The 24,471-nt window shown below is 63.6% G+C and carries 24 protein-coding genes and 1 riboswitch; of the genes, 11 read left to right on the top strand and 13 right to left on the bottom strand.

From position 1 onward, the window contains the following. Window positions 1-96 precede the first annotated feature (96 nt). Window positions 97-933 (bottom strand): alpha/beta fold hydrolase, encoded by an 837-nt coding sequence (locus tag PQQ53_RS32465; protein WP_408144840.1) that lies wholly within the window; start codon window positions 931-933, stop codon window positions 97-99. A 502-nt stretch (window positions 934-1,435) separates the two neighbouring features. Here PQQ53_RS32465 and PQQ53_RS35080 point away from each other — a divergent pair. Beyond that, window positions 1,436-2,245 carry a phytanoyl-CoA dioxygenase family protein gene (locus PQQ53_RS35080; RefSeq protein ID WP_459252115.1) on the top strand — a complete coding sequence of 270 codons (810 nt, stop codon included), beginning with the start codon at window positions 1,436-1,438 and terminating at the stop codon, window positions 2,243-2,245. A gap of 87 nt (window positions 2,246-2,332) precedes the next feature. Here the strand turns inward: PQQ53_RS35080 and PQQ53_RS32455 are convergent, their stop codons facing one another. The 9 genes from PQQ53_RS32455 to PQQ53_RS32415 all read right to left on the bottom strand — a co-directional run bounded on the left by PQQ53_RS32455 (window position 2,333) and on the right by PQQ53_RS32415 (window position 10,315). Further along, complete coding sequence (locus PQQ53_RS32455; protein ID WP_408328661.1) at window positions 2,333-3,157, bottom strand: ABC transporter ATP-binding protein; 825 nt, start codon at window positions 3,155-3,157, stop codon at window positions 2,333-2,335. A gap of 8 nt (window positions 3,158-3,165) precedes the next feature. After that, window positions 3,166-4,023, bottom strand: coding sequence for an ABC transporter permease (locus PQQ53_RS32450; RefSeq protein WP_408144834.1), 858 nt, complete (start codon window positions 4,021-4,023; stop codon window positions 3,166-3,168). Between the two features lie 40 nt (window positions 4,024-4,063). Continuing rightward, window positions 4,064-4,960: a hypothetical protein gene (locus PQQ53_RS32445; RefSeq protein WP_408328658.1), complete on the bottom strand. Its 897-nt coding sequence runs from the start codon at window positions 4,958-4,960 to the stop codon at window positions 4,064-4,066. Then, window positions 4,948-5,730 (bottom strand): N-acyl homoserine lactonase family protein, encoded by a 783-nt coding sequence (locus tag PQQ53_RS32440; protein WP_408153201.1) that lies wholly within the window; start codon window positions 5,728-5,730, stop codon window positions 4,948-4,950. Before PQQ53_RS32440 ends, PQQ53_RS32445 begins: the two co-directional genes overlap by 13 nt. A 36-nt stretch (window positions 5,731-5,766) precedes the next feature. Beyond that, window positions 5,767-6,549, bottom strand: a complete 783-nt coding sequence (locus tag PQQ53_RS32435; protein ID WP_408328655.1) for a creatininase — start codon at window positions 6,547-6,549, stop codon at window positions 5,767-5,769. 74 nt (window positions 6,550-6,623) lie between these two features. Beyond that, window positions 6,624-7,376 (bottom strand): SDR family NAD(P)-dependent oxidoreductase, encoded by a 753-nt coding sequence (locus PQQ53_RS32430; RefSeq protein WP_408328652.1) that lies wholly within the window; start codon window positions 7,374-7,376, stop codon window positions 6,624-6,626. 10 nt (window positions 7,377-7,386) lie between these two features. After that, window positions 7,387-8,397 (bottom strand): fatty acid desaturase family protein, encoded by a 1,011-nt coding sequence (locus PQQ53_RS32425; protein WP_408144825.1) that lies wholly within the window; start codon window positions 8,395-8,397, stop codon window positions 7,387-7,389. Window positions 8,398-8,402: 5 nt separating this feature from the next. Beyond that, window positions 8,403-9,407: an ABC transporter substrate-binding protein gene (locus tag PQQ53_RS32420; RefSeq protein ID WP_408144824.1), complete on the bottom strand. Its 1,005-nt coding sequence runs from the start codon at window positions 9,405-9,407 to the stop codon at window positions 8,403-8,405. A 56-nt stretch (window positions 9,408-9,463) separates the two neighbouring features. After that, window positions 9,464-9,574, bottom strand: a riboswitch (guanidine-I (ykkC/yxkD leader). A 183-nt stretch (window positions 9,575-9,757) separates the two neighbouring features. Continuing rightward, window positions 9,758-10,315: a MarR family winged helix-turn-helix transcriptional regulator gene (locus PQQ53_RS32415; RefSeq protein ID WP_408144822.1), complete on the bottom strand. Its 558-nt coding sequence runs from the start codon at window positions 10,313-10,315 to the stop codon at window positions 9,758-9,760. A 332-nt stretch (window positions 10,316-10,647) separates the two neighbouring features. Here PQQ53_RS32415 and PQQ53_RS32410 point away from each other — a divergent pair, with 332 nt between their 5' ends. The 6 genes from PQQ53_RS32410 to PQQ53_RS32385 are packed head-to-tail and all read left to right on the top strand — an operon-like array spanning window position 10,648 to window position 17,666. Continuing rightward, window positions 10,648-11,910, top strand: coding sequence for an amidohydrolase/deacetylase family metallohydrolase (locus PQQ53_RS32410; RefSeq protein WP_408144820.1), 1,263 nt, complete (start codon window positions 10,648-10,650; stop codon window positions 11,908-11,910). Window positions 11,911-11,932: 22 nt separating this feature from the next. Beyond that, window positions 11,933-14,344: a xanthine dehydrogenase family protein molybdopterin-binding subunit gene (locus PQQ53_RS32405; RefSeq protein ID WP_408328648.1), complete on the top strand. Its 2,412-nt coding sequence runs from the start codon at window positions 11,933-11,935 to the stop codon at window positions 14,342-14,344. Next, window positions 14,341-15,168 carry an FAD binding domain-containing protein gene (locus PQQ53_RS32400; RefSeq protein ID WP_408328645.1) on the top strand — a complete coding sequence of 276 codons (828 nt, stop codon included), beginning with the start codon at window positions 14,341-14,343 and terminating at the stop codon, window positions 15,166-15,168. Before PQQ53_RS32405 ends, PQQ53_RS32400 begins: the two co-directional genes overlap by 4 nt. Continuing rightward, window positions 15,165-15,692, top strand: coding sequence for a (2Fe-2S)-binding protein (locus PQQ53_RS32395; protein ID WP_408328642.1), 528 nt, complete (start codon window positions 15,165-15,167; stop codon window positions 15,690-15,692). The genes PQQ53_RS32400 and PQQ53_RS32395 overlap by 4 nt, the downstream gene beginning before the upstream one ends. Window positions 15,693-15,726: 34 nt before the next feature. Next, window positions 15,727-16,494, top strand: a complete 768-nt coding sequence (locus tag PQQ53_RS32390) for an SRPBCC family protein (protein ID WP_408328639.1) — start codon at window positions 15,727-15,729, stop codon at window positions 16,492-16,494. Continuing rightward, window positions 16,491-17,666: an oxamate carbamoyltransferase subunit AllG family protein gene (locus PQQ53_RS32385; RefSeq protein ID WP_408328636.1), complete on the top strand. Its 1,176-nt coding sequence runs from the start codon at window positions 16,491-16,493 to the stop codon at window positions 17,664-17,666. Before PQQ53_RS32390 ends, PQQ53_RS32385 begins: the two co-directional genes overlap by 4 nt. Before the next feature lie 153 nt (window positions 17,667-17,819). On the opposite strand, the gene PQQ53_RS32380 is transcribed toward PQQ53_RS32385, so the two are convergent. Continuing rightward, entirely contained in the window at window positions 17,820-18,368 is a 549-nt protein-coding gene (locus PQQ53_RS32380; RefSeq protein WP_408144808.1) for a MarR family winged helix-turn-helix transcriptional regulator, read from the bottom strand. 40 nt (window positions 18,369-18,408) lie between these two features. After that, the gene (locus PQQ53_RS32375) at window positions 18,409-19,035 is read right to left on the bottom strand and encodes a DUF1989 domain-containing protein (protein ID WP_408144806.1); all 627 of its coding nucleotides are present in this window, start codon (window positions 19,033-19,035) and stop codon (window positions 18,409-18,411) included. A 432-nt stretch (window positions 19,036-19,467) separates the two neighbouring features. On the opposite strand from PQQ53_RS32375, the gene PQQ53_RS32370 reads away from it, so the two are divergent. Genes PQQ53_RS32370 through PQQ53_RS32355 form a run of 4 tightly spaced genes read left to right on the top strand, consistent with a single transcriptional unit; the run spans window position 19,468 to window position 22,513 of the window. Then, window positions 19,468-20,349 carry a transporter substrate-binding domain-containing protein gene (locus PQQ53_RS32370; RefSeq protein WP_408144804.1) on the top strand — a complete coding sequence of 294 codons (882 nt, stop codon included), beginning with the start codon at window positions 19,468-19,470 and terminating at the stop codon, window positions 20,347-20,349. 21 nt (window positions 20,350-20,370) lie between these two features. Further along, on the top strand, window positions 20,371-21,015 hold the full coding sequence (locus PQQ53_RS32365) for an amino acid ABC transporter permease (RefSeq protein WP_408144802.1): 645 nt from the start codon (window positions 20,371-20,373) through the stop codon (window positions 21,013-21,015). Then, window positions 21,012-21,671 (top strand): amino acid ABC transporter permease, encoded by a 660-nt coding sequence (locus tag PQQ53_RS32360; RefSeq protein WP_408144800.1) that lies wholly within the window; start codon window positions 21,012-21,014, stop codon window positions 21,669-21,671. Before PQQ53_RS32365 ends, PQQ53_RS32360 begins: the two co-directional genes overlap by 4 nt. Window positions 21,672-21,679: 8 nt before the next feature. After that, a complete protein-coding gene (locus PQQ53_RS32355; RefSeq protein WP_408144798.1) occupies window positions 21,680-22,513 on the top strand; it encodes an amino acid ABC transporter ATP-binding protein in 834 nt (277 codons plus the stop codon). Window positions 22,514-22,586: 73 nt separating this feature from the next. On the opposite strand, the gene PQQ53_RS32350 is transcribed toward PQQ53_RS32355, so the two are convergent. Then, window positions 22,587-23,876: a hypothetical protein gene (locus PQQ53_RS32350; RefSeq protein WP_408144797.1), complete on the bottom strand. Its 1,290-nt coding sequence runs from the start codon at window positions 23,874-23,876 to the stop codon at window positions 22,587-22,589. Window positions 23,877-24,471: the final 595 nt, after the last annotated feature.

Here is a 24,471-nt window from a genome sequence, read left to right as displayed (position 1 = left end):
CAATCGAGAAAATCGTGTAGGACGCCCGGCGGCCCGATAACGCAATGATTGAAGAAGCGAACCGGGATTGTTCCCGGCTCGCTCGGGTCGCTACGTTTACGCCTGAACGAATGCAAGCAGGTCCGCGTTGAGGACGTCCGCGCTAACTGTCAGCATGCCGTGCGAAAAACCGGGATACGTCTTCAGCGTACCGTTCTTAAGTAACTTGATGGACTTCAACGCTGCATCGGCGATAGGAACAATCTGGTCGTCCTCGCCGTGCAGAACAAGCGTCGGCACTGTAATCGACTTCAAGTCGTCGGTCTGGTCCGTCTCCGAGAATGCCTTGATTCCCTCGTAGTGAGCTTTGGCGCTGCCCATCATGCCCTGACGCCACCAATTCTGAATGACGCCTTGATGCACCGTCGCGCCTTCCCGGTTAAATCCATAAAACGGGCCCGTCGGCAAATCGACGAAGAATTGCGAACGGCTAGCCGCCAGCGCACTACGCAAGCCGTCGAAAACCTCAAGGGGTAAGCCCTCCGGATTTGTCTCGGTCTTCAGCATCAGCGGGGGCACCGCACTGACGAGCACCGCCTTTGCAACCCTTCCTGCAGGCTCGCCGTGTTTCGCAACGTACCTGGCAACCTCCCCGCCGCCAGTCGAGTGTCCGATGTGGATTGCGTTCTTCAGGTCGAGCGCTTCAACAACCGCAAACGCGTCAGCGGCGTAGTGGTCCATGTCGTGGCCGTCTGAGACCTGACTGGAACGCCCATGACCGCGCCGGTCGTGCGCGACGACGCGATACCCCTTCTGAACGAAGAACAACATCTGCGCATCCCAGTCGTCCGAGGACAGCGGCCAGCCATGATGAAAAACGATGGGCTGCGCGTCTTTTGGACCCCAGTCTTTGTAGAAAATCTCGACGTTATCTTTGGTTGTGACGAACGGCATGATAATCCTCACTCGTTAAATGTTTTGGAGCAGGATGCACGCGCAGAGAAACTTTCTGCGCAAGCTTCAACGTTCTTGCAGGAAGGACAAACGAGATAGCTGGCTCTCAATCGAAATCTCACTGCATGGAGAGCCGACAACGGGCCGCCCGGAAAACGCACGAGGCGAGCACTAGCCTCGTGCGGGCCGAGTTGGATATTAGCATTAGCAAAGCCGCATGGTCTGCCCTCGTTGCATCCAGCATGACGCCAAGCTCGGCCAGCCTTATTCGCCAGCTTTATTCTTTCGACTGTCCCAACTTCTTTCAGGATGCATCAGGTCGCGTAGAGGACTTACCTATTCGTTGCCGATACCCGTGGTGATGCAACGCAGCGCGCAGACCTGCAGGCCGAGTGGGCGAACGTATTGAACGTGGGCGCGGGTGTGCTCGTGTTGAGGCGCGTTTATGCCGACACGGTACCGTTCGATGAAGCGCCCCGGGTCTTTGAGTCCGTCAGCCGGGATGAGCGTGAAGCCGGCGCCGCCGCGGACCATTTCGCCAAGGCAGGACGTCCAGCTTCCGCTCGAAAAAGGCGACGCGCTGTTCTTCAATCCCGCGCTTTTTCATGCAGCCGGCTCCAGCCGCACAACCTCTGTTCAGCGCATGGCCAACCTCCTGCAGATTTCCTCTGCCTACGGACGTGCGATGGAGTCGCTCAATCGCACGAAGATGGGCGAAGCGCTATATCCGGTCCTGCTGAAGCGAGGGCATATGGCGAGCATCACACCTGAAGACGCTGATGCGGTCATAGCGTCGTGCGCCGAAGGTTATCCGTTTCCGATGAACCTCGACAGGGACTCGCAGCAGGGCGGACTCGCGCCGCCGAGCCAGTGTTGGTCTCGCCGCCTGCATGACTCCAATGTGTTCGTCCGAACCCAACATCTCACCCTCCCCCCTTCCCCTCGATGCAGGCAGCAGCGGCGCAAAGCCCCGCCCTCCGGGCGGTTCGGGCCAATTTTCTCCGTCGGCATGGACGTTGCATTTAGCGAGGCATTCGAGGAGAAAGTCATGACATGCCGCTATTCCGACGCAGCCGAAACGAAGTCGGTTGGAACCAACGCAATCGTTGCCGTTGCCGCTGTTGCTCTTGTGGCGCTATGCCTGACCGGTATCGCGGCATTTGCTGGGCTACTGCCAAATTCCGACAGGGTGGCCGCCGCCATGACCGCAACACCGCTAGTCGACATGCAGGTCGACGTTCGGCGCAACGATCCTGATCCGCGCCTTGAACCGCAGCTGGAAGATGGCGAGCCCGGCGCGTCGACGAACTAGTCAGACAAAGCCGTCGAAAGCGAATAGCCCAACCTTCTCCGAACAATCGAAACTCGCACTTCGGCTATACCGGGGCATGGCGAGCCGTCATTGCCGCGTCAACTGCTCCAGCCTCTCCAGGTCCGTCTTCATGCCGGACGTCTCCCGTATCCGCGCGAGGATCTCACGCTTGAGCGCGATGAACTCCGGCGACAGCTTCATCTCCGGATCGCGCCTCGCGGACAACGGCACGTCGTAGATCGAATCGACACGTCCGGGTCGTGGCGCCATCAGGACGACCCGGTGCCCGAGATAGATCGCTTCTTCGACGTCGTGCGTAACGAACAAGAGCGTCGTTTTTTCGAGCGCATGAACATGCAGAATCAGGTCGTGCATGACTTCACGCGTCTGCGCGTCGAGCGCGCCGAACGGCTCGTCCATCAGCAGGATCGACGGCTTGCCCATCAGCGCGCGTGCAATCGCGACGCGTTGCTGCATGCCGCCCGACAACTGGTTCGGATACGCGTCGGCGACGTGCGCGAGGCCCATCGAGTGCAGCAGCGCATCGGCGCGTCCGCTCGCCGTCTCGACTTCCGCCTCCGTCCGGTTGCGCCCGTTGACCTTCAGCAGGCGCGAAAAGCGGATGTTCTGCCTGACCGTCAGCCATGCATAGAGACTGTAGTTCTGAAAGACCATCGCGCGATCGCCCCCCGGCCCTTCAATCTCGCGGTCGTCGACGCGTATCGAGCCGCTGTCGATCGTTTCCAGCCCGCCCAGAATGCGCAACAGTGTCGACTTGCCGCAACCCGACGCGCCGACCAGCGTGACGAACTCGTTTTCGCGGACGGTCAGGTCGATATCGGCCAGCGCCCGCACCTCGTTCGCACCGCGCCCGAACTGCTTGCACAGCCCTTCGACGACAATCTTTTTCATGGGGGATTTCATCGTTTGGCCATCCATTTGCTGAACAGCAGGCGGTGTGAAAGCCGAAACGCCTGGTCGATCACGAGACCGATCAGCCCGATCAGCAGAATGCCCGCGAAGATCTTGTCGGTCTGCAGATAGCGCTGCGCTTTGAGGATCGAATACCCGAGCCCCGTGTTCGCCGCCACCAGTTCGGCGACCACCAGATACGTCCATGCCCAGCCCATCGTGATACGCAGCGTATCGAGCACCGCGGGCTTAGCCGACGGGAAGATCACGAGCCGCACCAGTTCCTCACGTGAAGCGCCCATCGTCTGCGCGGCTTCGACCTGCGCAAGCGGCACGAACCGCACGTTCTCCGCGATCATCAGCACCATCTGAAAGAACGTGCCGATAAAGATGATCGCGATCTTCGAGCCTTCGTCGATGCCGACCCACAGCATCACGAGCGGAATGAACGCGACTGCGGGCATATAGCGGATGAAGTCGGTCAGCGGTTCGAGCAGCGCCTGCATCGGCTTGAACGTGCCGATCAGGAGGCCGAGCGGCACCGCGACGAGCGCCGACAGCGCCCACCCGGCGCAGACGCGATACATGCTGATGCCGATGTCGGTCAGCAGGCCGTCGTCGGTCCACCAGATCGACAGCCGATGAACGACGTCGAGCGGTCCCGGCATGAACACCTTCGCGACCAGCCCGGCCGACGCCAGCGCCCACCACGAGAGCAACGGCACCAGCAGGCCCGCGAGCGCGAACATCAGATAGGCGGAGCGGCTGATCTCGCCGCGCACAGCCCATAACGAAGGCGCCTTGCGCTTCTGCGGCTTCTCTGCCGCCGGCATTTTCCGGTTCAGCACGTGTTCGGTGGTGGACATCGTAGCTCCTGTCTGGCCGTGTTGAGTAGTGCGTGATGCGTCAGGTCGGATCGGCGCCGTATCCGCGCGCGGCCTGAAGTTGATCGAGGGCCGCGCTGACGGAGTCGGTGAATGCAGGCTGACCTTCGCGCCAGGGCAACGTCGAAAGTTCGATCGTCCAGCGCGCGCCGTCATTGCCGCGTACCCGGCCGAGCGAGATTTCAAAATCGAGCAAAGCCCGTACATCGTCGATAGCAAGCGCCGGGTCGCGGACGACTTCAACGAGCCGCTTGCCCCGGCATGACGCCAGCACGGCCTGCGCTCGCGGCGAGCGGCTGCGCGCGAGCATGAAGAAATCGCCGCAGCGCGCGATGAACACCGACGGCGCATCGTCGCGCGCCGCGCCATCCGGATCATCGGCCAGCACGCCCGCCGCATGCGCGGACTCGCGCGAGAGCCGCACCGCCCACGTCGCCCCGAGCGAAGCCGGATCGCGCTCCCAGCGTTCGTGATACACGGCTTCGATGCCGTCTTCGAGCACGACATGCGGCGTCTCGAAGCGCATGGTCCCCAGATCGCGCGCGTTGCTCGGCGGGCTGAAATCGATCTGCCGATGCCACGTGCAACGGTCGAGCCGGTCGTCGCCGGCATCGATCGCGACGGCGGCCTCGTCGACCGTCGTCGCGCCCGCGAAGCCCATTTGCGCGGCCAGGTCGATCAATTGCTCGCATGTGAGTTCGGCAAGCGCCGATGCTGTGCCGAACGTACCGCGTGTAGCGGGCACCCGGATATCGATGTGCAAGCGCGCGGTCTGCATCCAGAACACACGTGTCTCGCGATCGATCCGTCCGTCTCCCGTCGTCAGCAGCGTGCGGCGCCATAGTCCGCGATAGCTCTGCGGCACGGGCGGTGCGGTATCGGGCTGAACGTCGTACGGCAGCAAAGTCATGCGTGCCATGCGGTTCCTCCGCTCAGCGTTCGCCAGAACGCAATGTCGTGGTTCGGCCAGATGGCGGCATCCGTTTCGCGTGCGAGCGCCTTGAGCTTGCGGATGCTGGCAAGCGCCATGTCTTCATGGTCGTTCCAGCACAGCCCGGGCGCGATCTCTTCGTCGATGTTTTCGGTGAGGTCGGCGGCATCGCCCGCGAGCACAATGGGCTTGCCCTGCGGGAGTTCGATCCACAACGACATATGTCCTGCCGTGTGTCCGGGCGTGTTGATCGCGCGCACGCCAGGCGCGAGATCGTACTCGTCCCGTTGCACGCGCCAGCGATAGTCGCCCGCGAAGTCGTCCTGGAAATAGCCGAGGTCCGCCTGCGCGCGCGCCGCATCGAGTTCGTCCGCGTGCACGTGAATGTCCGAGCCGCACACGTCGCACAGGCCGCCCGCGTGATCGAAATGCAGATGGCCGATCATGACGACGTCCACATCCGAAGGCAGCAGGCCGAGCCTCGCCAGATGGCCCGGAATGCGCTGCTCGTCGGTCATCTGCGGCACGGGCAGCGGCCTTGCCCGTTGCGTGTAGTAACGTTCGCGCAACGCGGGATCCGCGATCTTGCGATAGTCGCAGCCGACGTCGTACAGGATGCGACCCTGACGCGTCTCGATCAGATACGCGAGGATCGGTGCGTCGATATCGGTGCCTGCGCCGCGATTGCGCGTCGATACCGATTTGTCGTATCGGTGCATCGCGGTGAGCAAGGGCCACACTCTCAAAACTTGCGTCATTTGCCTGTGTCTCCTGTTGACGATATGCGTTCGAAGCTAGGCGTCGTTGAATTCGGCCTTCAGGGCAGCCGCGATTCGGCTCGACACCTCGTCGGCGAGCCACGCGCCCTTCTCCGCGCTCGCTCCCCGTGCCGACGACAATACACCCGAGAGCGGCACCCACGACGTGCGCGTCGGATAGCTGTCGTATTCGGGGAAGTCCGCCGGCGCTTCGTCGGGAATGTCGTCGAGCGAGACCAGGTCCGGGTGATAGTGCAACATCATCGAGGTCTCCATCACCGCCGCGTGTTCGAGCGCATAGCCCGGAAAGCCATCGGGGAACACTTTCGCCAGCGTCGGCTCGGTGCAGAAGTCCCAGTACTCGAGGCGGACCACGCGCAGCGACGGTGTACGCGTCCCGTTGAGCGACAGATCGCGCATCGCGAGTTCGATCCCTTCGGTGAGAAACCACTGGTTCTCATAGTGGCCGTCGATCAGCGCGAGCCGGCGCACGCCGTGCCGCGCGAATTCGCGGACGACGTCGCGCGTCATCTGGGACAGGTTGTTGCCATCCACGCTCGTCGTGCCGCAAAAATGCTGGCCGCCGCCGCACTTCGGCTGCGACTTGTAGCCGTAGTTGAAAGCCGGTGCGACGATGCCGCCGAGCTGGCGCGCCACGTCGGTCGCAACCGCCGTCGACAGCAACGCATCGGTGCCGAGCGGCAAATGCGGACCGTGCTGTTCGAGCGCGCCGCACGGCAACAACACGACCGCCTGGTCGTTCAGCACACGGTTGCGATAGTTCACCCAGTTCAAGCGCTGCATCAGGACTTCGTTCATCGATGACTTCTCCGGAATCTGTCAAGCGCTTGCGCGCGTTTTTCAAGCGAATCGCGCGAGGCGCTCAGGTGAGTTCAGCCCATCCACGCTCCGCCATTCGGACTGATCGTCTGTCCGTGGTAGAACGAGGCATGGTCGGAAGCAAGGAACACGATCGTGGCGGCGATTTCGTCGGGCAAGCCGACGCGGCCCGCCGGAATCGCCGCTTCGAGCGCCAGCGCTGCGGCGCTCATGTGGTCCGCGGACAGCATCGCGGTCGCAACCGGCCCGGGCGCGACCGCATTGATACGCACGATCGGCGCAAACTCGCGCGCAAGCGAACGTGTCAGTGCGATGACGCCGGCCTTCGCCGCGCAATAAGGTGCGAAGTGCGCGCGGCCGAGCATGCCGAGTTCGGAAGCGATGTTGACGATCACGCCTTGCCGCGCGTCCAGCATAGATGGCAGCACGGCACGACAGCCGATGAACACCCCCGTCAGATCGACATCGACCACGCGACGCCAGTCGGCCTCCGAGGTCTCGAGAAACGGCTTGTCGAGCAGCACGCCCGCGTTGTTCACGAGCACGTCGATGCGGCCCCAGCGTTCGCCGAGTTGCGCCACTGTCGCCTGAAACGCCGCGCTGTCCGTCACGTCGAAGTCGTACGCTTGCGCGATGCCGCCCGCCGCTTCGATATCGCCGCACACCTCGCTCGCGGCTTCATGCTGATTGAAGTGTCCCACCGCAACCCGCGCGCCGGCCGAAGCCAGCATGCGAGCCGTCGCGCGTCCAATGCCCGTGGCCGCGCCGGTGACGAGAGCAACCTTGCCGTCGAGAGCAATCTGCATATCCGCGCACCTATACCGCGGTCAGAAACGATACGCCGACTGCGCCATAGAAGTCGTCGGCCTGCTTCTTCGTGATGTCCATCACGCCATAATCGCTGGCGAGAATCCGCTTGACACGATGCCGATGAAAGCTAGTCACAAGGCGCGCCATCGGAATGACCTGGCTGTCGTCGTCGCCGTAAAGCCTGGCGTGCGCGGCGGGCAGCCTGTACCACGGCTCGACGGGCCGGTCGTGATGGGCGTTGTGATACGAAAAATTCAGCAGCAGCAGGTTGAGCGCGGGATAGCGGACCGAGACGAGGTTCGAATACGTGTTGCGTTGCTCGTAGGCGTGGTCCCTGATCTTGTCGGCGGGAATCGCGCCGCCTTCTTCCAGTACGGCGAAGGCGTCATAGGTGTGCTGATAGGCGTCGGCAAAGCGCAGCACGATCAGGCAGATGAGCCATGCCACCAGATACAGCACGGCCGCTTGCCACGAAATCCACGCCAGCCCCGCGAACAGCGCGGCCCGCACGACCAGCACCGTCGCCACACGTCGGCGCTGCGAGCGTTTGCCCTCGCGCATGAACGGCATTGCGATCACATAGCCATGCATGATCAGTTCGACGGCCGGAAAATAGGCCCATTCGAGCGCCAGCACGACTCTGCGCACCCACTGCGGCAAGCCCAGCAGGAACGCCTTCGCATCGAACGTCAGCACGTCCGCGCGATCGACATGGTGCCGCATGTGCTTGCGTCTGAGATCCGCGAACGACGCGTAGCAACTGCCGTTGAGCCACGCGAGCGCGGCGCCGAGCCGTGCATTCGCTTCAGCAGTGCGAAACACCGCGCCGTGCGCGGCGTCATGCAGCAGATAGGCGCTGACGATCATCGCGTGCGCGAGCAGCAGCGTGCCGGGCGCGCTGAGCCATGGCTTCGCCGTCAGCAGCATCGCAATGCCCAACGCGAAGCCGCCGAACGAATAGGCGATCGCCAGCGTGTTCGGGACCGCACCGTCGCGGTATCGATAGAGGCTGCGCATGGCGATCACTTCACGAGTTGATTGACGAATTGCGCGTCGATCGTCGTTTCGATCGCCGGCGGCGCGCTGATCTGCCCTTTCTTTTGCAGCAGTCCTCCGATCACCGCGCCGCTCGTGAAATACGAACGTGTCGTCGGCCCCTTGACGAAGCTCTGCGGCATTTCCTTCGTCGGAATGTTGTACACGCCGTCGAGTTGGCTTTTCACTTCGTCCGCCGATATGCCGAGCGCCTTGCCGATGATCCTGTTCGCCTCGTCCGGATGACTCTTCATATAGGCCATGCCGTCGGCGTAAGCCTGAAGAATGCCTTTCACCTCGGTGGGATGGGCGTCGATATACGACTGTTCGAACACCAGCACATCGGCGATCAGACCGGGCGCATTGCGCGACGAATACACCACATGGAACTTGTTCTTGTCCGCCGACAGAATCTGCGAAACGTTCGGCTCATACGTGACGCCGACCGGCAGACTGCCCGACACCATCGCGCCGGGAATCGCCTCCGGCGTCATGTTGACGGCCGTGATGTCCTTGTCGCTCAAGCCATTGGTTTGCAATGCGTAGGCCAGCAGAAAGTCGGATGGCGAAAGCGGGTTGAACGCAATCTTCTTGCCCTTGAAATCGGCGACTTTCCTGACATCGGCCGTCGCCACGATCGCATCGCCGCCGTTCGAGAAGTCGATCGGCATGACGACCTTCTGCTTCATCCCCTTCGCGTCGGAGCCGATCACCTGGTCGTAGGTCAGCATCGCGCCGTCGACCGAATGGCTCGTTAGCGCGGCCGGCAGCAGGCCGGGGTCGTTGAAGAACTGGAGTTTGACCGACAGCCCGTACTTCTTGTAGAGATCGAGGGCTTCCGCGACATAGAACGGACCATAGCCGATCCACACGACGGTGCCGATTTTCAGGGGCTGGGCAGCCTGGGCGGCGGGAGTGGAGAACGACAGGCAAGCAAGCATGCTTGCAGCGAGCGACAACGTGCGCAACGTCTTCATCGACGAGAACGGCATACGGAAGGCTCCTGAGCTGAGGGAAGAAAAAATGTACGGGAGAGCGCTTCATGCGCATCTCCCGGGCTTTTATCCCTCCGTGGAGCCCCGAACGTAACCGGAGCCGGAATGCTCTCGGACCAGACATCCGCATGACACCGCGGACCGGAACCCTAGCTTTCCTATCAGTTGCTGAGCTTGACGCTCATCCCGTGACGCAGCGTTCTAAGCACAAAGCCTGCCAACAGCGCGCCCTTTTTCTCAACGTCATGCACGACGGCGCTTTGCGCAAAGTTGAAAGCCATGACGCGCTCGACGTCGCGACGCATGATCGAGCATGTCTGCCCAGCGGCAGTGCAGCAGCAACCGTTTTAGGGCGTGTCATCAGCGCCGTCGCTTGCCGTCGCCTCGGGCAATCGCAACGGCACCACGGTCCGTTCATTGTTGGCCTCGACGAGACGGATCATCTGCAACATGAAGACATCGCGCTCGGCGGGCGATAGATGTTCGATGGTGCGATCGTGCGCGCGTTGCACGGCCGGCGCCATTTTCGCCACCAGTCGCCGCCCTTGCGCGGAGAGCCTGACGAGCCGCAGGCGCTTGTCGTGCGCAGCCTGCTTGCGATTGACGAGACCGCGCGCATGCAGTCGCGGGATGACTTCGGCGACGCTGGAGCGTTCGAGGCCAATCTCGACGGCGAGCGTGTTCTGGTCGATCTCGCCGAGTGCTTCGAGCGTCGTCAGCAGGCTGTATTGCACGGGCGTGATATTGAACTCGCTCGTCTCTTCCGCGAATAGCGAGCCATGAATCTGGTGCAGGCGCCGGATCAGAAAACCGGGGCGCTCGAATAAGGGCGATCTGGCCTGCAACCGTTCGAGTTCGGCGCGGGTCGTTTCGAGGTCCGTTTCCGGAGGGGTCAGGGTCGACATGGGCTGCCTTCGAGAGAGCGGGAGAACACGGGCCGATATGGGACGAATCGCTGAATTCTATGCGATTCGGCGGCCTTGCGGAAATTGCGTGGCATACCATGCAATTCACCACCGCGAAGCATTGGGCCAGCTTTCGGTGCAGCGCCGAACGGAAGTCGTCATGTTGGTGCGGAGCTTACGGCGAAAATCCGTGGTACGGCACGCATCTATTCTATGAAAGCATTGCAAGTATTTGATACAAAGGCGTTTACCAGACTTCCTAAGCAACCCATCCAAACCGGCACACTATTTGCGGTACACCACGCATCTCGTCTCCGGAACTGCACAGGAATATGTCCCAGCTTCTTCTCAAAGGCGGCCGCGTGATCGATCCGGCTGCCGGCCTCGACGCCACGCTCGACATTCTCGTGGAAGGTAACGCGATCGCCGCGATCGGCCCCGCACTCCGCACCACCGCGCCGACGGCCGAGGTGATCGATTGCCGTGACATGCTGGTGCTGCCCGGCCTCATCGACACGCACGGCCACGTCTATCAATACGTGACGGGCCGCTTCGGCCTGAACGCGGATCAATGCGGCGTGCGCTCCGGCGTGACGACCATCGTCGACCAGGGTGGTGCAAGCTGCATCACGATTCCGGGTTTTCGCCATTTCGTCGCCGAGCCCGCGGCAACCCGCGTGTTCGCCTATATTTCGGCCTACCTCGTGGGCGGCCTCGAAGGCCATTACTATCCTGACCTCTATCGCCCGGACTGCCTCGATGCCGGGGCGACGGTGAAGTCCGCGCTCGCCAATGCGGATCTCGTCAAGGGCGTGAAGGCGCACGCGGAGATCGGCGGCTTTGCGCGCTGGGGACTCGATGTCATGAAGATTGCGTCGAAGATCGGACGCGATGCCAGCCTGCCCGTCTATATCCACTTCGGGCAACTATGGCCGAAGCCCGAAAGCGGCGGCCTGGCCGTGAATCCGGATTCGATCTTCAATCAGGTGGTCGACACGCTGAAGCCGGGCGACATCCTCGCCCATCCGTTCAGCCGGCACCCCGGCGGCTTTGTCGAAGAAAACGGCAAGCTGCATCCGCTCGTGCACGAAGCGGTCGCGCGTGGACTGAAGATCGATGTGGGCCATGGCTCGCACTTCAGCTTCAAGACGGCGCGCGTGGTGCTCGACAGCGGCGTGATACCCGATACGCTCGGCGCGGACATGCACGGCTACAACACCCATGTGCCCTCGCCTGCCGGCACGCCTGACAGTCACCCCGACGAAGAGCATTCGTTTCTCGGCCGCACGCAGTTCAGTCTCGTCAGCGCGATGACGAGCATGCTGGCGCTCGGGCTGCCGCTCGATCATGTCGTCGCGATGGCCACCGGCAACGCCGCGAAGATGATCGGCATGGAAGGCAAACTCGGCACGTTGAAGGTAGGCGGTATCGCCGATATCAGCGTGCTGGACGACAAGCGCGGCCGCTGGGTGCTCGAAGACAACGAAGGCACTCAGGTCGTCACCGATCGCATGCTCGCGCCGCGCTTCTGTCTGCGCGACGGCGTCCGTTACGACGCCGATGCGCCGCAACTGCCGCTCGCCCGCGCCGCCTGACACGGCATTCACAGGAGACACGATGAAACGTGCAGCCACCACGAAGTCGCCGGAGCGGCCGCAAGGCATCGGCGCGTCGCTGCCGCGCAAGGAAGACGACCGCTTTATGCACGGACGCGGCGAGTATGTCGGCAACATCCGGATGGTCGGCATGGTCGATGTCGCGTTCGTACGCAGTCCGATCGCGCACGGCCATATCGTCGGCATCGAAAAGCCCGCGGGTCTGGAAAAGTTCGTCTACACGCTCGCCGATCTGGACGGCGTGAAGCCGATCGTCGCGAATTCGGGGCTGCCGGGTTTCAAGCCTTCCGAACAGCCCGTGCTGGCGCGCGGCAAGGTGCGCCAGGTCGGCGAAACGATCGCCATGTGCGTGGCCGCGACCCGCGCCGCCGCGGAAGATATCGCCGCGCAGGTGTTCGTCGACTTCGAAGAGCTGCCGGCCGTCGTCGATATGCTCGATGCGCGCCGCGACAGTTCGGCGCTGGTTCACGAAGAATGGGGCGACAACGTCTTTCTCGAAACCTTTGTCGACGCGAAGCCGGATGTCGACCTCGACGCGATCCGCCGCGACGCGCCGATCAAGGTGCACCGCAAGCTGCGCACCGCGCGCCAGAGCATGGCGCCGATGGAAGGCCGCGGCGTGGTCGCGCATTGGGACCGGCGTCTGTCGCAACTGATCGTCCACACGTCGGCTCAAATGCCGCACATCACGCGCACGGGCCTCGCGCACTGTCTCGGTCTCGATGAAGGCCAGGTGCGCGTGATCGCGCCGGACGTCGGCGGCGGCTTCGGCTACAAGGGCATCTTGCTGCCCGAGGAAGTGTGCTGCGGCTGGCTCGCGATGCATCTGGACAAACCGGTGCGCTGGATCGAAGACCGTCGCGAACAACTGACCGCCAACGCGAACTGCCGCGAACACGACTACGACATCACGGCCTACGCCACCCGCGACGGACGCCTGCTCGCGGTCGATTGCGAAGCCAGCGTCGATTCGGGCGCGTACTCGTCGTATCCGTTCTCCGCCTGCCTCGAAGCGGCGCAGGTCGGCAGCATTCTGCCCGGCCCGTACAAGATGGACCGCTACCGCTGCCGGACCTGGTCGGTGGCGACGAACAAGCCGCCGATCCTGCCCTATCGCGGCGTCGCGCGCACGGGCGTGTGCTACGCGATCGAATCGGTGATGGACGCGATCGCCGTCGAAGCCGGCCTGGAGCCGTACGAGGTGCGCCTGTGCAACCTCGTCGAGCCGCACGAGATGCCCTACGACAACATCACGAACAAGCACTTCGACAGCGGCGACTATCCCCAAGCCGTGCGGCGCGCGATTGCCGCGATCGATCTGCCGGCGGTTCGCGCGCGTCAGCAGCGCGGCGAGCCCGATGGCCGGCGGCTCGGCTTCGGCATGGCGGTATTCTGCGAACAGGGCGCGCACGGCACCTCCGTGTACCACGGCTGGGGCATTCCGATGGTGCCGGGCTACGAGCCGGCCGTGATCCGCCTCACGCCCGACGGCATTCTCGAAGTACGCGCCGGCGTGCATTCGCATGGCCAGGGCATGGAGACGACGCTCGCGCAGATCGCGCACGAAGTGCTCGGCATCGATACGGAGCGCGTGCGCATCGTGCTCGGCGACACCGGCGTCACACCCTACTCGACGGGCACGTGGGGCTCGCGCTCGATCGTGATGGCGGGTGGCGCATTGGGCCAGGCCGCGAAAGAACTCAAACAGCGCCTGCTGAAAATTGGCGCGTGGCTGCTGAAGGAGCCGCTCGATGCCGTGCGCTGGGAAAACGGCGCGGTGTGCGGTGCGGTGTGCGGTGCCGACGCGCGCCGCACGATCGCGGAGATCGCGCACACCTGGTATCTCGCCCCGCAACTGCTGCCGCCCGACGTCGATCCGCGCGGACTCGAAGTGTCGACGTCGTATCAGGCGAAGCGCGACACCGGCACGTTCAGTTATGCGTGCCACGCGGTGGTCGTCGCGGTCGATACGCAACTCGGCAAGACCGACATCCTCGATTATGTGATCGTCGAAGACGGCGGCGTGCTGATCAATCCGATGGTCGTTGACGGGCAGGTGTATGGCGGTGCCGCGCAAGGCATCGGCACCGCGCTCTACGAAGCGATGCCGTACAGCGACGACGGCCAGCCGCTCGCCTCGACGCTCGCCGACTACCTGTTGCCGGGCGCGACCGAAGTGCCCGCGATCCGTATCGAACATATGGAAACGCCCGCGCCGTACACCGAATTCGGCCAGAAAGGCATCGGCGAGAGCGGCGCGATCGGCTCGCCCGCCGCGATTGCCAATGCCGTCAACGATGCGCTGCGCCCGCTCGGGGTGCAGGTCAATCAGCTGCCGATCGCGCCGCGCGTGATCGTCGACGCGATGCGAGCGGCGACCCAGGTCCGCGCGACGAAGGAAATGCCCGCATGAAAGCCGCCATTTACGACTATGCGAAACCCGCGACGTGCGACAGCGCAGTCGCCATCGTCAGTCCGACCGAAGGCATGGCCAAGTTCGTCGCCGGCGGCCAGTCGCTGGGTCCGATGATGAACCTGCGCCTCGCGCAGCCCGACATGCTGGTCGACCTGCGCGGCATTGCCGCGTTGCGCGAATGCCGGATCGAAGGCGACACGACCTTCTTCGGTGCGTGCATCACGCACGCGGAGATCGAGGATCGCAAATGGGACGACGGCACGCAGGGATTGATGCCCTATGTGGCGCGCGGCATCGCGTATCGCGCGGTGCGCAATCGCGGCACGCTCGGCGGCAGTCTCGCGCATGCTGACCCCGCCGCCGACTGGATCAACACGATGGTCGCGCTCGACGCCGAACTGCTCGTCGCGGGCCCTAACGGGTCACGTTCGCTGGCAGCCGGCGACTGGATGAGCGGCGCGTTCACCACCGCACTCGAGCCCGACGAGATTCTCACCGGCGTGCGCGTGCGGCGTCTGTCATCGGCGGCACGCTGGGCGTACTACAAGTTCAACCGCAAGCCCGGCGAGTTCGCGGAGGCCATTGCGATCGTCGTCGACGATGCGCCGGCCGGCATCTGCCGCGCGGTGATCGGCGCTATCGACGGTCCGCCGTATCTGATAGCGAACGCCCGCGCGTTGCTCGATAGCGCGGACGCCGCATTGCTCGATCCGCATCTCGATGCAGCCGGCCTCGAAGCGGGAAGCTACGAATACCAGGTGCATCGCGTGGCGCTCGAACGCGCAAGCGCGATGGTTCGCGACAACAGGAAGCAGACATGACCGATATCGTTACTTGCGTCACCCAGCGCATCGAACTGCGGGTCAATCGCGAAGACGTGTCGGCGGCGGTCGAGCCGCGCACGAGCCTCGCCGATTTTCTGCGCGAGCAGCAGATGCTGTGCGGCACCAACATAGGCTGCGAACAGGGCGTGTGCGGAGCCTGCACGTTGCTGGTCGACGGCATGCCGACGCGCTCGTGCATTACGTCGGCGGTGTCGTGCGCGGGCGCGGAGGTTCAGAGCATCGAAGGCTTCGACGACGACGCCGTGATGAACGCGCTGCGCGCCGCCTTCACGGCCGAACACGCGCTGCAATGCGGCTACTGTACGCCGGGCATGCTGATGAGCGCACGCGACATCGTCACGCGCCTGCCCGATGCCGACGACGAACGCGTGCGGCTCGAACTGTCGGGCAATCTCTGCCGCTGCACCGGCTACGTCGGCATCGTGCGCGCGATCCGCCGCGTGCTGGACGCGCGCCACGCGAGCCAGACCGCGCCGCTCGCTGCGGCTGCTGTCGTCTGATTCCGCTTCCACGCGTCGAACCAACGGACCTCTCATGGAAATAGAGCAAAGCTTTACCGTGCCGTACCCGCGTGACGTAGTGTGGGCTTCCTTTCACGACACAGCCGGCATCGTCGCGTGTCTGCCGGGCGCGTCGCTGAGCGCGCCGCCGGATGAAGGGCGGCTGAAACTCGCGATGACCGTGAAGCTCGGGCCGATCGTCGCGAGTTTTGCTGGCGACGGCGAGATGAAACTCGACGATACCGCCTGGCGCGGCAGCGTCACCGGCGGCGGAGTGGATCGCAAAAGCGCGTCGCGGGTGAAGGGCGAAGCCGCGTTTTCGCTCGACGACTCGACGCCGGGCGAAACTCGCGTCGATGTGAAAGTGGACTATTCGATTGCCGGCAGCCTCGCGCAGTTCTCGCGCGGCGGGATCGTCAAGGAACTCGCGACGCGGATGACCGATGCGTTTGCCGCAAATCTGAAGATGCGGCTGGACGAGTCGGTTGCGCAGGCGGCACTCGTCGAGCGGGATGCGCAAGCGGGCGCGGCCGCTGTGGCGGACGCACAACCTCCGGCGATGACGATGGCCGGGCCTGTGGATACGCCGCTCGATAACGCCGCCGTTGAGCCGGCAATCCGGCCCGCTGATCAGCCCGCTATTCAGCCCGCCGATGCGCCCGTCCCACCGACCGCCCCCAGCGCAGCGCCGCTTCATCGTGCGAACCCGCCTGCCACCGCGCCGCTGAACCTCGGCAGCATGTTCTGGAAGATCCTGTGGTCGCGTCTCTGCGGCGTGTTCGGCTTCGGGGCACGCCGATGACCTCGCCGGCCAACGACGCCGCCCTGCAACGCCTGTACGCCGTCCGCCCGCAATGGCGCGCCGTTCGCCGTGCACGCGACGCCGTCGGGCTGCCCGATTTCACGTTGCTGCACGCCGGGCCGCCCTACGCGGATCCATGCAGTCCGCCCGCACCGGTGTTGTCCTCGGCGGTGCTGTGTTGTCTGTACGAAGGCTGGGCGGCGAGCGAGCAGGACGCCGAGCGGCTGATTGTCAGCGGCCGCGTGACGCTCGTTCCGGCACAATCGTATGGCGTGGTGACGCCGCTTGCCGCCGTGATTTCCGGCAGCACGGCGCTGGTCGAAGTCGTCGATCGGACAGGCGCTGCATGGTCGCTGCTGGGCAGCGGCGCGGGGCCGCAGCTGCGCTTCGGTTCACGCGACCCTGCCATTCTCGAACGCATGACATGGCGCGACACGGTGCTCGCACCAGTGCTCGACGACGCGCTGTCGAGCGGGCACGTCGACCTGATCGCCCTCGCCCGCCACGGCCTCGATAACGGCGACGATCTGCATGCCCGCACCACGGCCGCGAGCGCGGCGCTTCACGCGTTGCTGTCGCCCCGGCTCACGGATGCATCGGTGCATGCGATGCTCCAGCAGACGCCGCTCTTCTTTCTCACGCTCTGGATGGCGGCCTGTTGCCTGATGACGTCGGCGGCCGCGCAGGATGCCGACCCTGCATCGACACTAGTCGTCGCGCTCGCGGGTAATGGCGTCGACGTCGGCATCCGGCTGGCGGGTCGCCCGTCACACTGGACCACTGCGCGCGCGGCCGCGCCGCAAGGACCGCGCATGAATCCCGCACTCGACGCAGCCGCCGCGCCGCTGACCGGCGATAGCGGCGTGATCGACGCCGCCGGCTTCGGCGCGCAGGCGCTCATGCTCGCGCCCGAACCGGCAGGCGCCTTCGCACCGTGGCTTTCCCCCGGATGGCAGCGCGAGCAGGCCCAGTTGTATGCGGGGACACACCCGGCCTTTGCCGATCTGCACGCCGGTCTCGATGCCACACGCGTGATCCGGCACGGCGTCGCACCGCTCGCGGCGATCGCGATGATCGGTGCAGACGGCCGCGCGGGTCTGCTCGGCCGGGGACTTTTCGCCGCGCACGTCGGCCTGTTTGCCACGGCGCTCCATGAGCTCGCGGAAGCATGACGCGCGCGATTCCCTCGCAGCGGGAATGAACGGCCCGTTCGTCGTGCACGGCTTCGTCGCGCTGCTTTTTCAATCGCACCGAAAGTCGAGGCGCTCGCGCGCGCGGTTCACGCGCCGGTATCGGCACGGCAAACACAATGAGAGGCGGCGACCTCAGGCGTCTTCGTCGCTCTTTTTCGCGCCCCCTCCGACGGGTGTTCTGCTGAGCTCGTTATTCGTTTCGACGAGCAAGGCCAGATACGCCATGAAGCGCTTGCGATCTTCCGGCGCGAGCGCGGCTATCGTGCGCTCATGCGCGCGTGCGACGCCCTGTTCGAGACGGCCGAGCAACGCCCGCCCGACATCGGTGAGTTCCGCCACCTTCTTGCGCTTGTCGGTCTTCGACACGCGGCGTTGAATGAAGCGCCGCTCGACCAGCCGCCCGATTACATCGGCCGTATTCGCACGATCGAGGCCGACCGCACGCGACAGGGCGATCTGCTCGGACGGCCCCATCTGTTCGAGCGCCGTGAGAATGCTGTACTGCACGGGCGTGATGCCCTCCGGCGCGCACTCTTCGACGAACAGTGCGACGTGGATCTGATGCAGCCGGCGGATCAGGAAGCCGGGGCGCGCCTCCAGCGCGGTATGACGCCAGTCCTTGAGCGTGTCGTCGCTCCCGGGCTCCCTGGCAGGTTTTTCTTTTTTCGGGCTCGCGGCCATGAAGTGCTCTAGTCGGTTGCTGGGATTGGCGTGCGGATGATCAGGCGCGCCACACCGTTACCTCGATCGGCGTAGGCTTGAAGCCCGAGGACGGATTGTTCTGCTGCGGACAGTTCGACAGCATCGCGATCACCGGCATCTCCGCGCGCAGCACCACATAGTCCCCCGCTTTCGACGAACCCGGCGCGATTTCGACTTCGCCTTGCTCGCCGACCGTCACGCGCATGAAGAAGTTGATGTTCGAGACGATCTCGGACGGACCGAGCGACCACTTCGCCAGCTCCTGCACGAAGTTGTGGCGGCAGCTGAGCGTGTTGTGCACGCCATAGCGGAGCAGATCCATCTCGTGGCTGCAGCATCCCGCAAGCGTGTCGTGAAATCCGCAGGTGTCTTCGAGCACCGAGAACATTTTCCGCGCCCGATCGGAATAGATCGTCGAGCCCTTGCTCACATACAACGAGCGGTTGAGCTTCACCGTGTTCGGCACGTTCAGCCGGTCAAGCGGCATGTCGCCGCCATAGCAAAGGAAATCGACTGCCTGCTGACCTTCCAGATCGACGATACGCAACTGGTCGCCGATTTCGAGCCTGTTCGACCAGCGGCCGCCCGGCTCGATGACTTCGCGTGAAGCCGGTTCCCGCGTTGCGAGTTCGCTGTGCTGTTCCATCGCGTCAAGCCTCCTTGTTTGGGCGCGCAAATCCGGGTTTTCAAAAATTCGTCAGTACACATCGTATCAGCAAAATAAGCACTTGCCGGATTATCTGGCGATCCACCTGCGGCTTGCCATCGCAGCTCATGCGCATCGCTAGCACAGCACGCAACGCGGTCCAAAGAAGTGCATCGACCGCGCTTTACACGGGCTTTTGGTCTTGGTTTGGTGCGCACGTCGCCCGCTCACGGCGCATCTCGTCGAACCCGGAACTGCCGGCGCCCGCGTCAACGGGCATCCTGCGTACTGGCATGCAATTTGCAATTAAGACGCAAACTTGTAAGTGTGCATACGAATTTCGCCCGGCACATGAATGAGGCGGCCGTCTGGCCAAGAAAGCGCACTCTCCGCGCGACAACCGCGTCACATCAGCTAAAAGAGGGGTACTCAATGTCGTCTCTCATCATCCAGCGCGCCGAAGCGGGCGCCACCCGCCGCTCCGGCCTCCGCCGTCTCGCGCACACTTCGTTGCGTACGCTGTTCGCGATCGCCGCGTTTGCAGGTGCCGCGCACGTCGCGAGTGCGGCGAGCGCGGATGAAATCAAGTCGCGTGGCTATATCTCGGTGGCGACGGAAGACGATTTCAAACCGTTCGAATTCGTGGACAACGGCACGCCCACCGGCTACGACAACGAAATGCTCGCGCTCGTGAAGAAGAAACTACCCGTGCAGATTCGCCAGCAGATCATGCCGTGGTCGGGCATCCTGCCCGGCGTCACGACCGGCAAATACGACATGGCGGTGACGGCGGTGCTCGTTACGCCCGAACGCAAAGGCACGTTCGATTTCACGGCGCCGCTCGCGGAATCGACAACGTTCTACGTGGTCAAGAAAGGCTCGCCGATCAAATCGGCTGACGATCTGGTCGGCAAGATCATCGGCGTGCAGACCGGCAGCGCGATGCTGGCCGACGTGAAGACGTTCGACGAGCAGTTGAAGAAAACCCACGGCGGCAAGGGCCTCAAGCAGATCGTCGAGTATCAGTCGTACCCGGAGATCTATCAGGATGTCGCGCTGGGCCGGCTCGACGTCGCGGCGAATACGCAGATCAACCTCAATTCGCTGATCAGGACGCGCCCCGATACGTTCGTGATCGGCGAGAAGATCGGCAACCCGGTGTATATCGCATGGGCCGTCAAGAAGGGGGACACGGCCGCGTTGCAAATGGTGAACGGCGTCCTGCTCGATCTGCGCAAGAGCGGCGAGATGTATCAGATGCAGAAGAAGTGGTTCGGCGCGAGCTTCGAATCGATGCCGCAATCCATTAACTGATCCCGCCGCCGAGCCCGCCTGATGACCGCTTACGACTACTGGAGCATTACACAGGGTGCGCTGGCGACCATATCGCTATCGCTCATCAGCATCGTACTCGGCGTGCCGCTCGGGCTCGGGCTCGCACTGATCCGCTGGGCAAAGGTGCCGGTGCTCGATCGCATCGTGTATTCGTATGTGAGCATCGTGCGTTCGTGCCCGACCGTCACGCTGACCTTGCTGGTGTTCTTCGCGCTGCCGCAACTCGGACTCTCGCTCGACCCGGTTCCCGCTGCGATCGCCGCGTTGACCATCAGCACGTCGGCGTTCAACTGCGAGATCTGGCGCAGTGCGTTCGTCGAATTTCCGCGCGACCAGTACGATGCGGCGCTGTCATTCGCGATGCCCCGCTTCACGCGCATCCGGCGCATCGTTTTGCCGCAGGTCTATCGCGCGAGCCTGCCCGGGCTCGTCAACGAAATGACGCTGCAGATCAAGTCGACGCCCGCCGTCGCGGTGATCGGCATTGTCGAGATCACACGCGCCGCGCTGCGGGTCGGCTCGAATACCTATGAGCCGCTGCCTCCCTTCATTTTCGCGCTCGTGCTGTACAGCCTGATCGTGTTCGCGCTGATCCGGTTGAAACGCATGGTCGAGAAACGTCTTCGCACCGGAGGCCTCGCTTGATCGCCAACTTCCTGATCATCTGGCAGCAGCGCGACGCCGTACTCGCGGGACTGCTCAATACGGTGATCCTGCTCGCCGTCTCGGGCGTCGCGTCGCTCGTGCTCGGCACGCTGCTCACGCCGATGCTCATGTCGCAGAACAAGGCAGTGAGCCGCGTGGCCGCCGTCTATGTCGACGCGATGCGCTGCGCGCCGTTCCTGCTGTTCGTCTATCTGATCTACTTTGGCCTGCCGACACTCGGCATCCGCATGTCGAACTGGTCAGCGGGCGCGCTCGCACTGATTCTCTATAACGCGGCCTATATGGGCGAGCTGTTGCGCGGCGCATGGGTCGAACTGCCCGCGTCGCTGATCGAATCCGGCAAGGCGTTCGGCTTTCGCGGCTTCACGCTCCTGCGGCGCATCATCCTGCCACCCGTCATGCTCCGCGCGACGCCGCTCGTGGGCAATCAGCTGATCCAGATCGTCAAGGACAGCGCGTTTCTGACGGTTATCGCGGTCAGCGAACTGACGCATGAAATGACGGGCATCCAGGCCACCTACTTCATTCCGTTCGCGGCCTTCGTCGCGGCGGTTCTCCTTTACTGGTGCATCTGCCTCGCGATCGAGGCAGGCACCGGCATGCTGAACAAATTCGCCGAGGAGCGTCGAGCGTGACTCCTGCCATGCCTTTAACCCTGCCGGAAACCGGACCGGCCGATGCCGCGACCCCGCGCGCCAACGTGCTGAATCTCGTCGGCATCTCGAAGTCGTTCGGCGACAATCAGGTGCTGCGCGATGTATCGCTGAAGGTCGCCCAAGGCGAGACGGTCTGCCTGCTTGGCCCGTCCGGCTGCGGCAAGTCGACCTTGCTACGCTGCATCAACTGGCTCGAAGTGCCCGACGCGGGCAGCGTGCATGTGTCAGGCCAGCGCATGGGTGTGCGCGACAACACGCGCATCCGCATGAGCGACGCCGACCTCGCGAAGATACGCGCGAAGATCGGCATGGTCTTTCAGCATTTCGCACTGTGGCCGCATCTGAGCGTGATCGACAATGTGATGGAGGCACCGCTGCACGTACTCAAACGCGATCGTGCGACGGTGCGGGCGGAAGCGATCGAACTGCTCGATCGCGTGGGCCTCGCCGACAAGCATGACCAGTTTCCGTCGCGTCTGTCGGGCGGCCAGAAGCAACGCGTCGGCATTGCGCGCGCACTTGCGATGAAACCCGACGTGCTGCTATTCGACGAACCCACCAGCGCGCTCGATCCGATGCTGGTCGGCGAAGTGCTCAGCGTGATGCGCTCGCTGGCAAACGAAGGCGCGACGATGGTGATCGTCACGCACGAAATGGAGTTCGCGCGCCAGGTCGCCGATCGCATCGTGTTCATGGATGGTGGGCAGGTCGTCGAAACCGCGCCGCCGCAGCAGTTTTTCGGCAGCCCGGAGTCGCTGCGCGCACGGCAGTTTCTTGCCCGCTTTCATGGCCATGGCGGCGCGGGTATCCCGGTCAACTAGGCATTGATAAACAGCGCGAGGCCTCCGAAGAGCGACGCAGCGGACGATCACGCGTCCGCTGCGTCCCGGACAATCACTGCGGCTCGTACCACGAGTAGGTGGCGAGCGTGCTAATCGGCGTGCCGATCTGCAAGGTGATGTCACGCAGCGAGGTCAACTCGATGTTGCGCAAATCGCCCATGTAGCGCCGCGAGTCGCCATTGTCGTTGATATATGCGACGACGTTCCCGGTCACACCGGCCACGTTCGTGCTGCTTAGCGGTTGGCCCCAGATATCGAAGAACTGGCCGAGCGTGAAGGTCTTGAAAGTCGGCGTTTCAATATGGATGATGCCGGTCTGGTCGTGCGTGTGCATTTCATAGTTGCACTGGGACAGAATGCCGACGTTGGCGGGCATCGCGAGCCACTGGCCGTCCTTGAAAATAGCGAGGTGGGCATGGACGTGATACAGCTCGCTCATGTTGGCCGCGCAGATCAGACCATCCACGGTCGCACCTTTGCCCCCCGTCGCGGTGTTGCCGGGCGGCCAGAAGTTGTTCCCCACCACGCCGAGGAACGTGAGCGTGATCGGGTTTGGATCGAATGGCGGCGGATCGGTCCATGCGTACGTCGGAATCTGGGCCAATGGCGTGCCGATTTCAATCGTCACCTCGCCATGCGCGGGCAGCACGAGGCTCGCAGGATCGCCTGTGTATTGCGTGAGCGCGCCGCCATCGTTCACGTAGATGGTGATGGGCGAGCCGGTCACACCGGCGACGCTGGACGCGTCGATCGTTTGTCCCCAGATCGAGAAGAACTGGCCCAGGGTGTAAGACGCTTGAGTGCTCGCGTCCATGTGGATTTTGCCGGTTGAATCCACCGTGTGCAGCGGATATGCGCAGCCAGTCTGGGCAGCCATGGTCGGCTCGACCATGCCGACATTACCCGGCAGCGCAAGCAGGCGCCCGTTCTGATAGATGGATAGATGCGCGTAAGTGTAGGCATTGCTGCGCACGGTGCAGTTGAGCCCGGCCACGGCTTGACCTCGTCCGCCCGATGACGTGGAGCCCGCGGGCCAGTAGGCATCGCCGAGCGTCGTGCCGTCGATCACCGGTGTCGCGGCGGCCAGCGTCGGCGTCGTCGCGCTGGGGGTCGATGCGCCTGACGCGGGGGTGGCCGCTGCCGGCGTGCTGGCGGAAGCTGGGGCACTGGCTCCGCCCGGAGCACTGGCGGCGGCCGGAGCACTGGCTGCGCCCGTCGCGCCGGCGGCGCCCGCACCGCTGGAGGCACCCGTCGAACCGTCTCCCCCGCCGCCTCCGCCGCAACCGGTCAATACCAGGAAGACGCCAATCGCGAGCAATCGTGAACTCGATCCTGTCAACATGTCGTACTCCGCCCAGGTCGTTACAAGAGGAATGGGTACAGCAGATCACTTCAGGACCAAGCGCCTCGCCAGAAACATATCGTTCGACCGGGACTGCGCACAGTCGCGGGTCCCGCGAGTGCTCGACGCGTGCAAATCGCTGGGATCCGGATGCCAATACATGCTTAAGAAATTACTTCACATTACTTAAAATTACGTGTTTTATGCCAATCGAGCGTAACAGATGTCATCAGAAAGCGAATCAAATGAACCACAGCGTTTTGCGCCTTTTCGTGTCGTATTTATGCGAGTCTGCGCGCATCTGGGGGGAGGAATCTGAAGGCGGCCGGCGGACAGACGCTCGTCGAGCGTCTGGCGGCATTCGATGAGAAGGCGCGCTCCCACGGTCTTTCGGTCGTGGAAGCGCCCTTTCGCGCGGAGGACTATCTATCTGGCCACTCTCAGCATGCAGCAAGCATCGAGGGTGGCCCGAGGTGGCCGAGGTGGCCGAGGTGGCCGAGGTGGCATTACGTTGGTCAAAGTGAAAATGATGGGAAGGTGACCCACCTCCTTCACGACATTCTTCTGCAATCCCCGGCGGGCGTATCAGTCATGA

The sequence above is a fragment of the Paraburkholderia strydomiana genome, from assembly GCF_046030495.1.
GTDB lineage: Bacteria > Pseudomonadota > Gammaproteobacteria > Burkholderiales > Burkholderiaceae > Paraburkholderia > Paraburkholderia strydomiana_A.
This window is presented reverse-complemented; position numbering and strand designations above follow the sequence as displayed.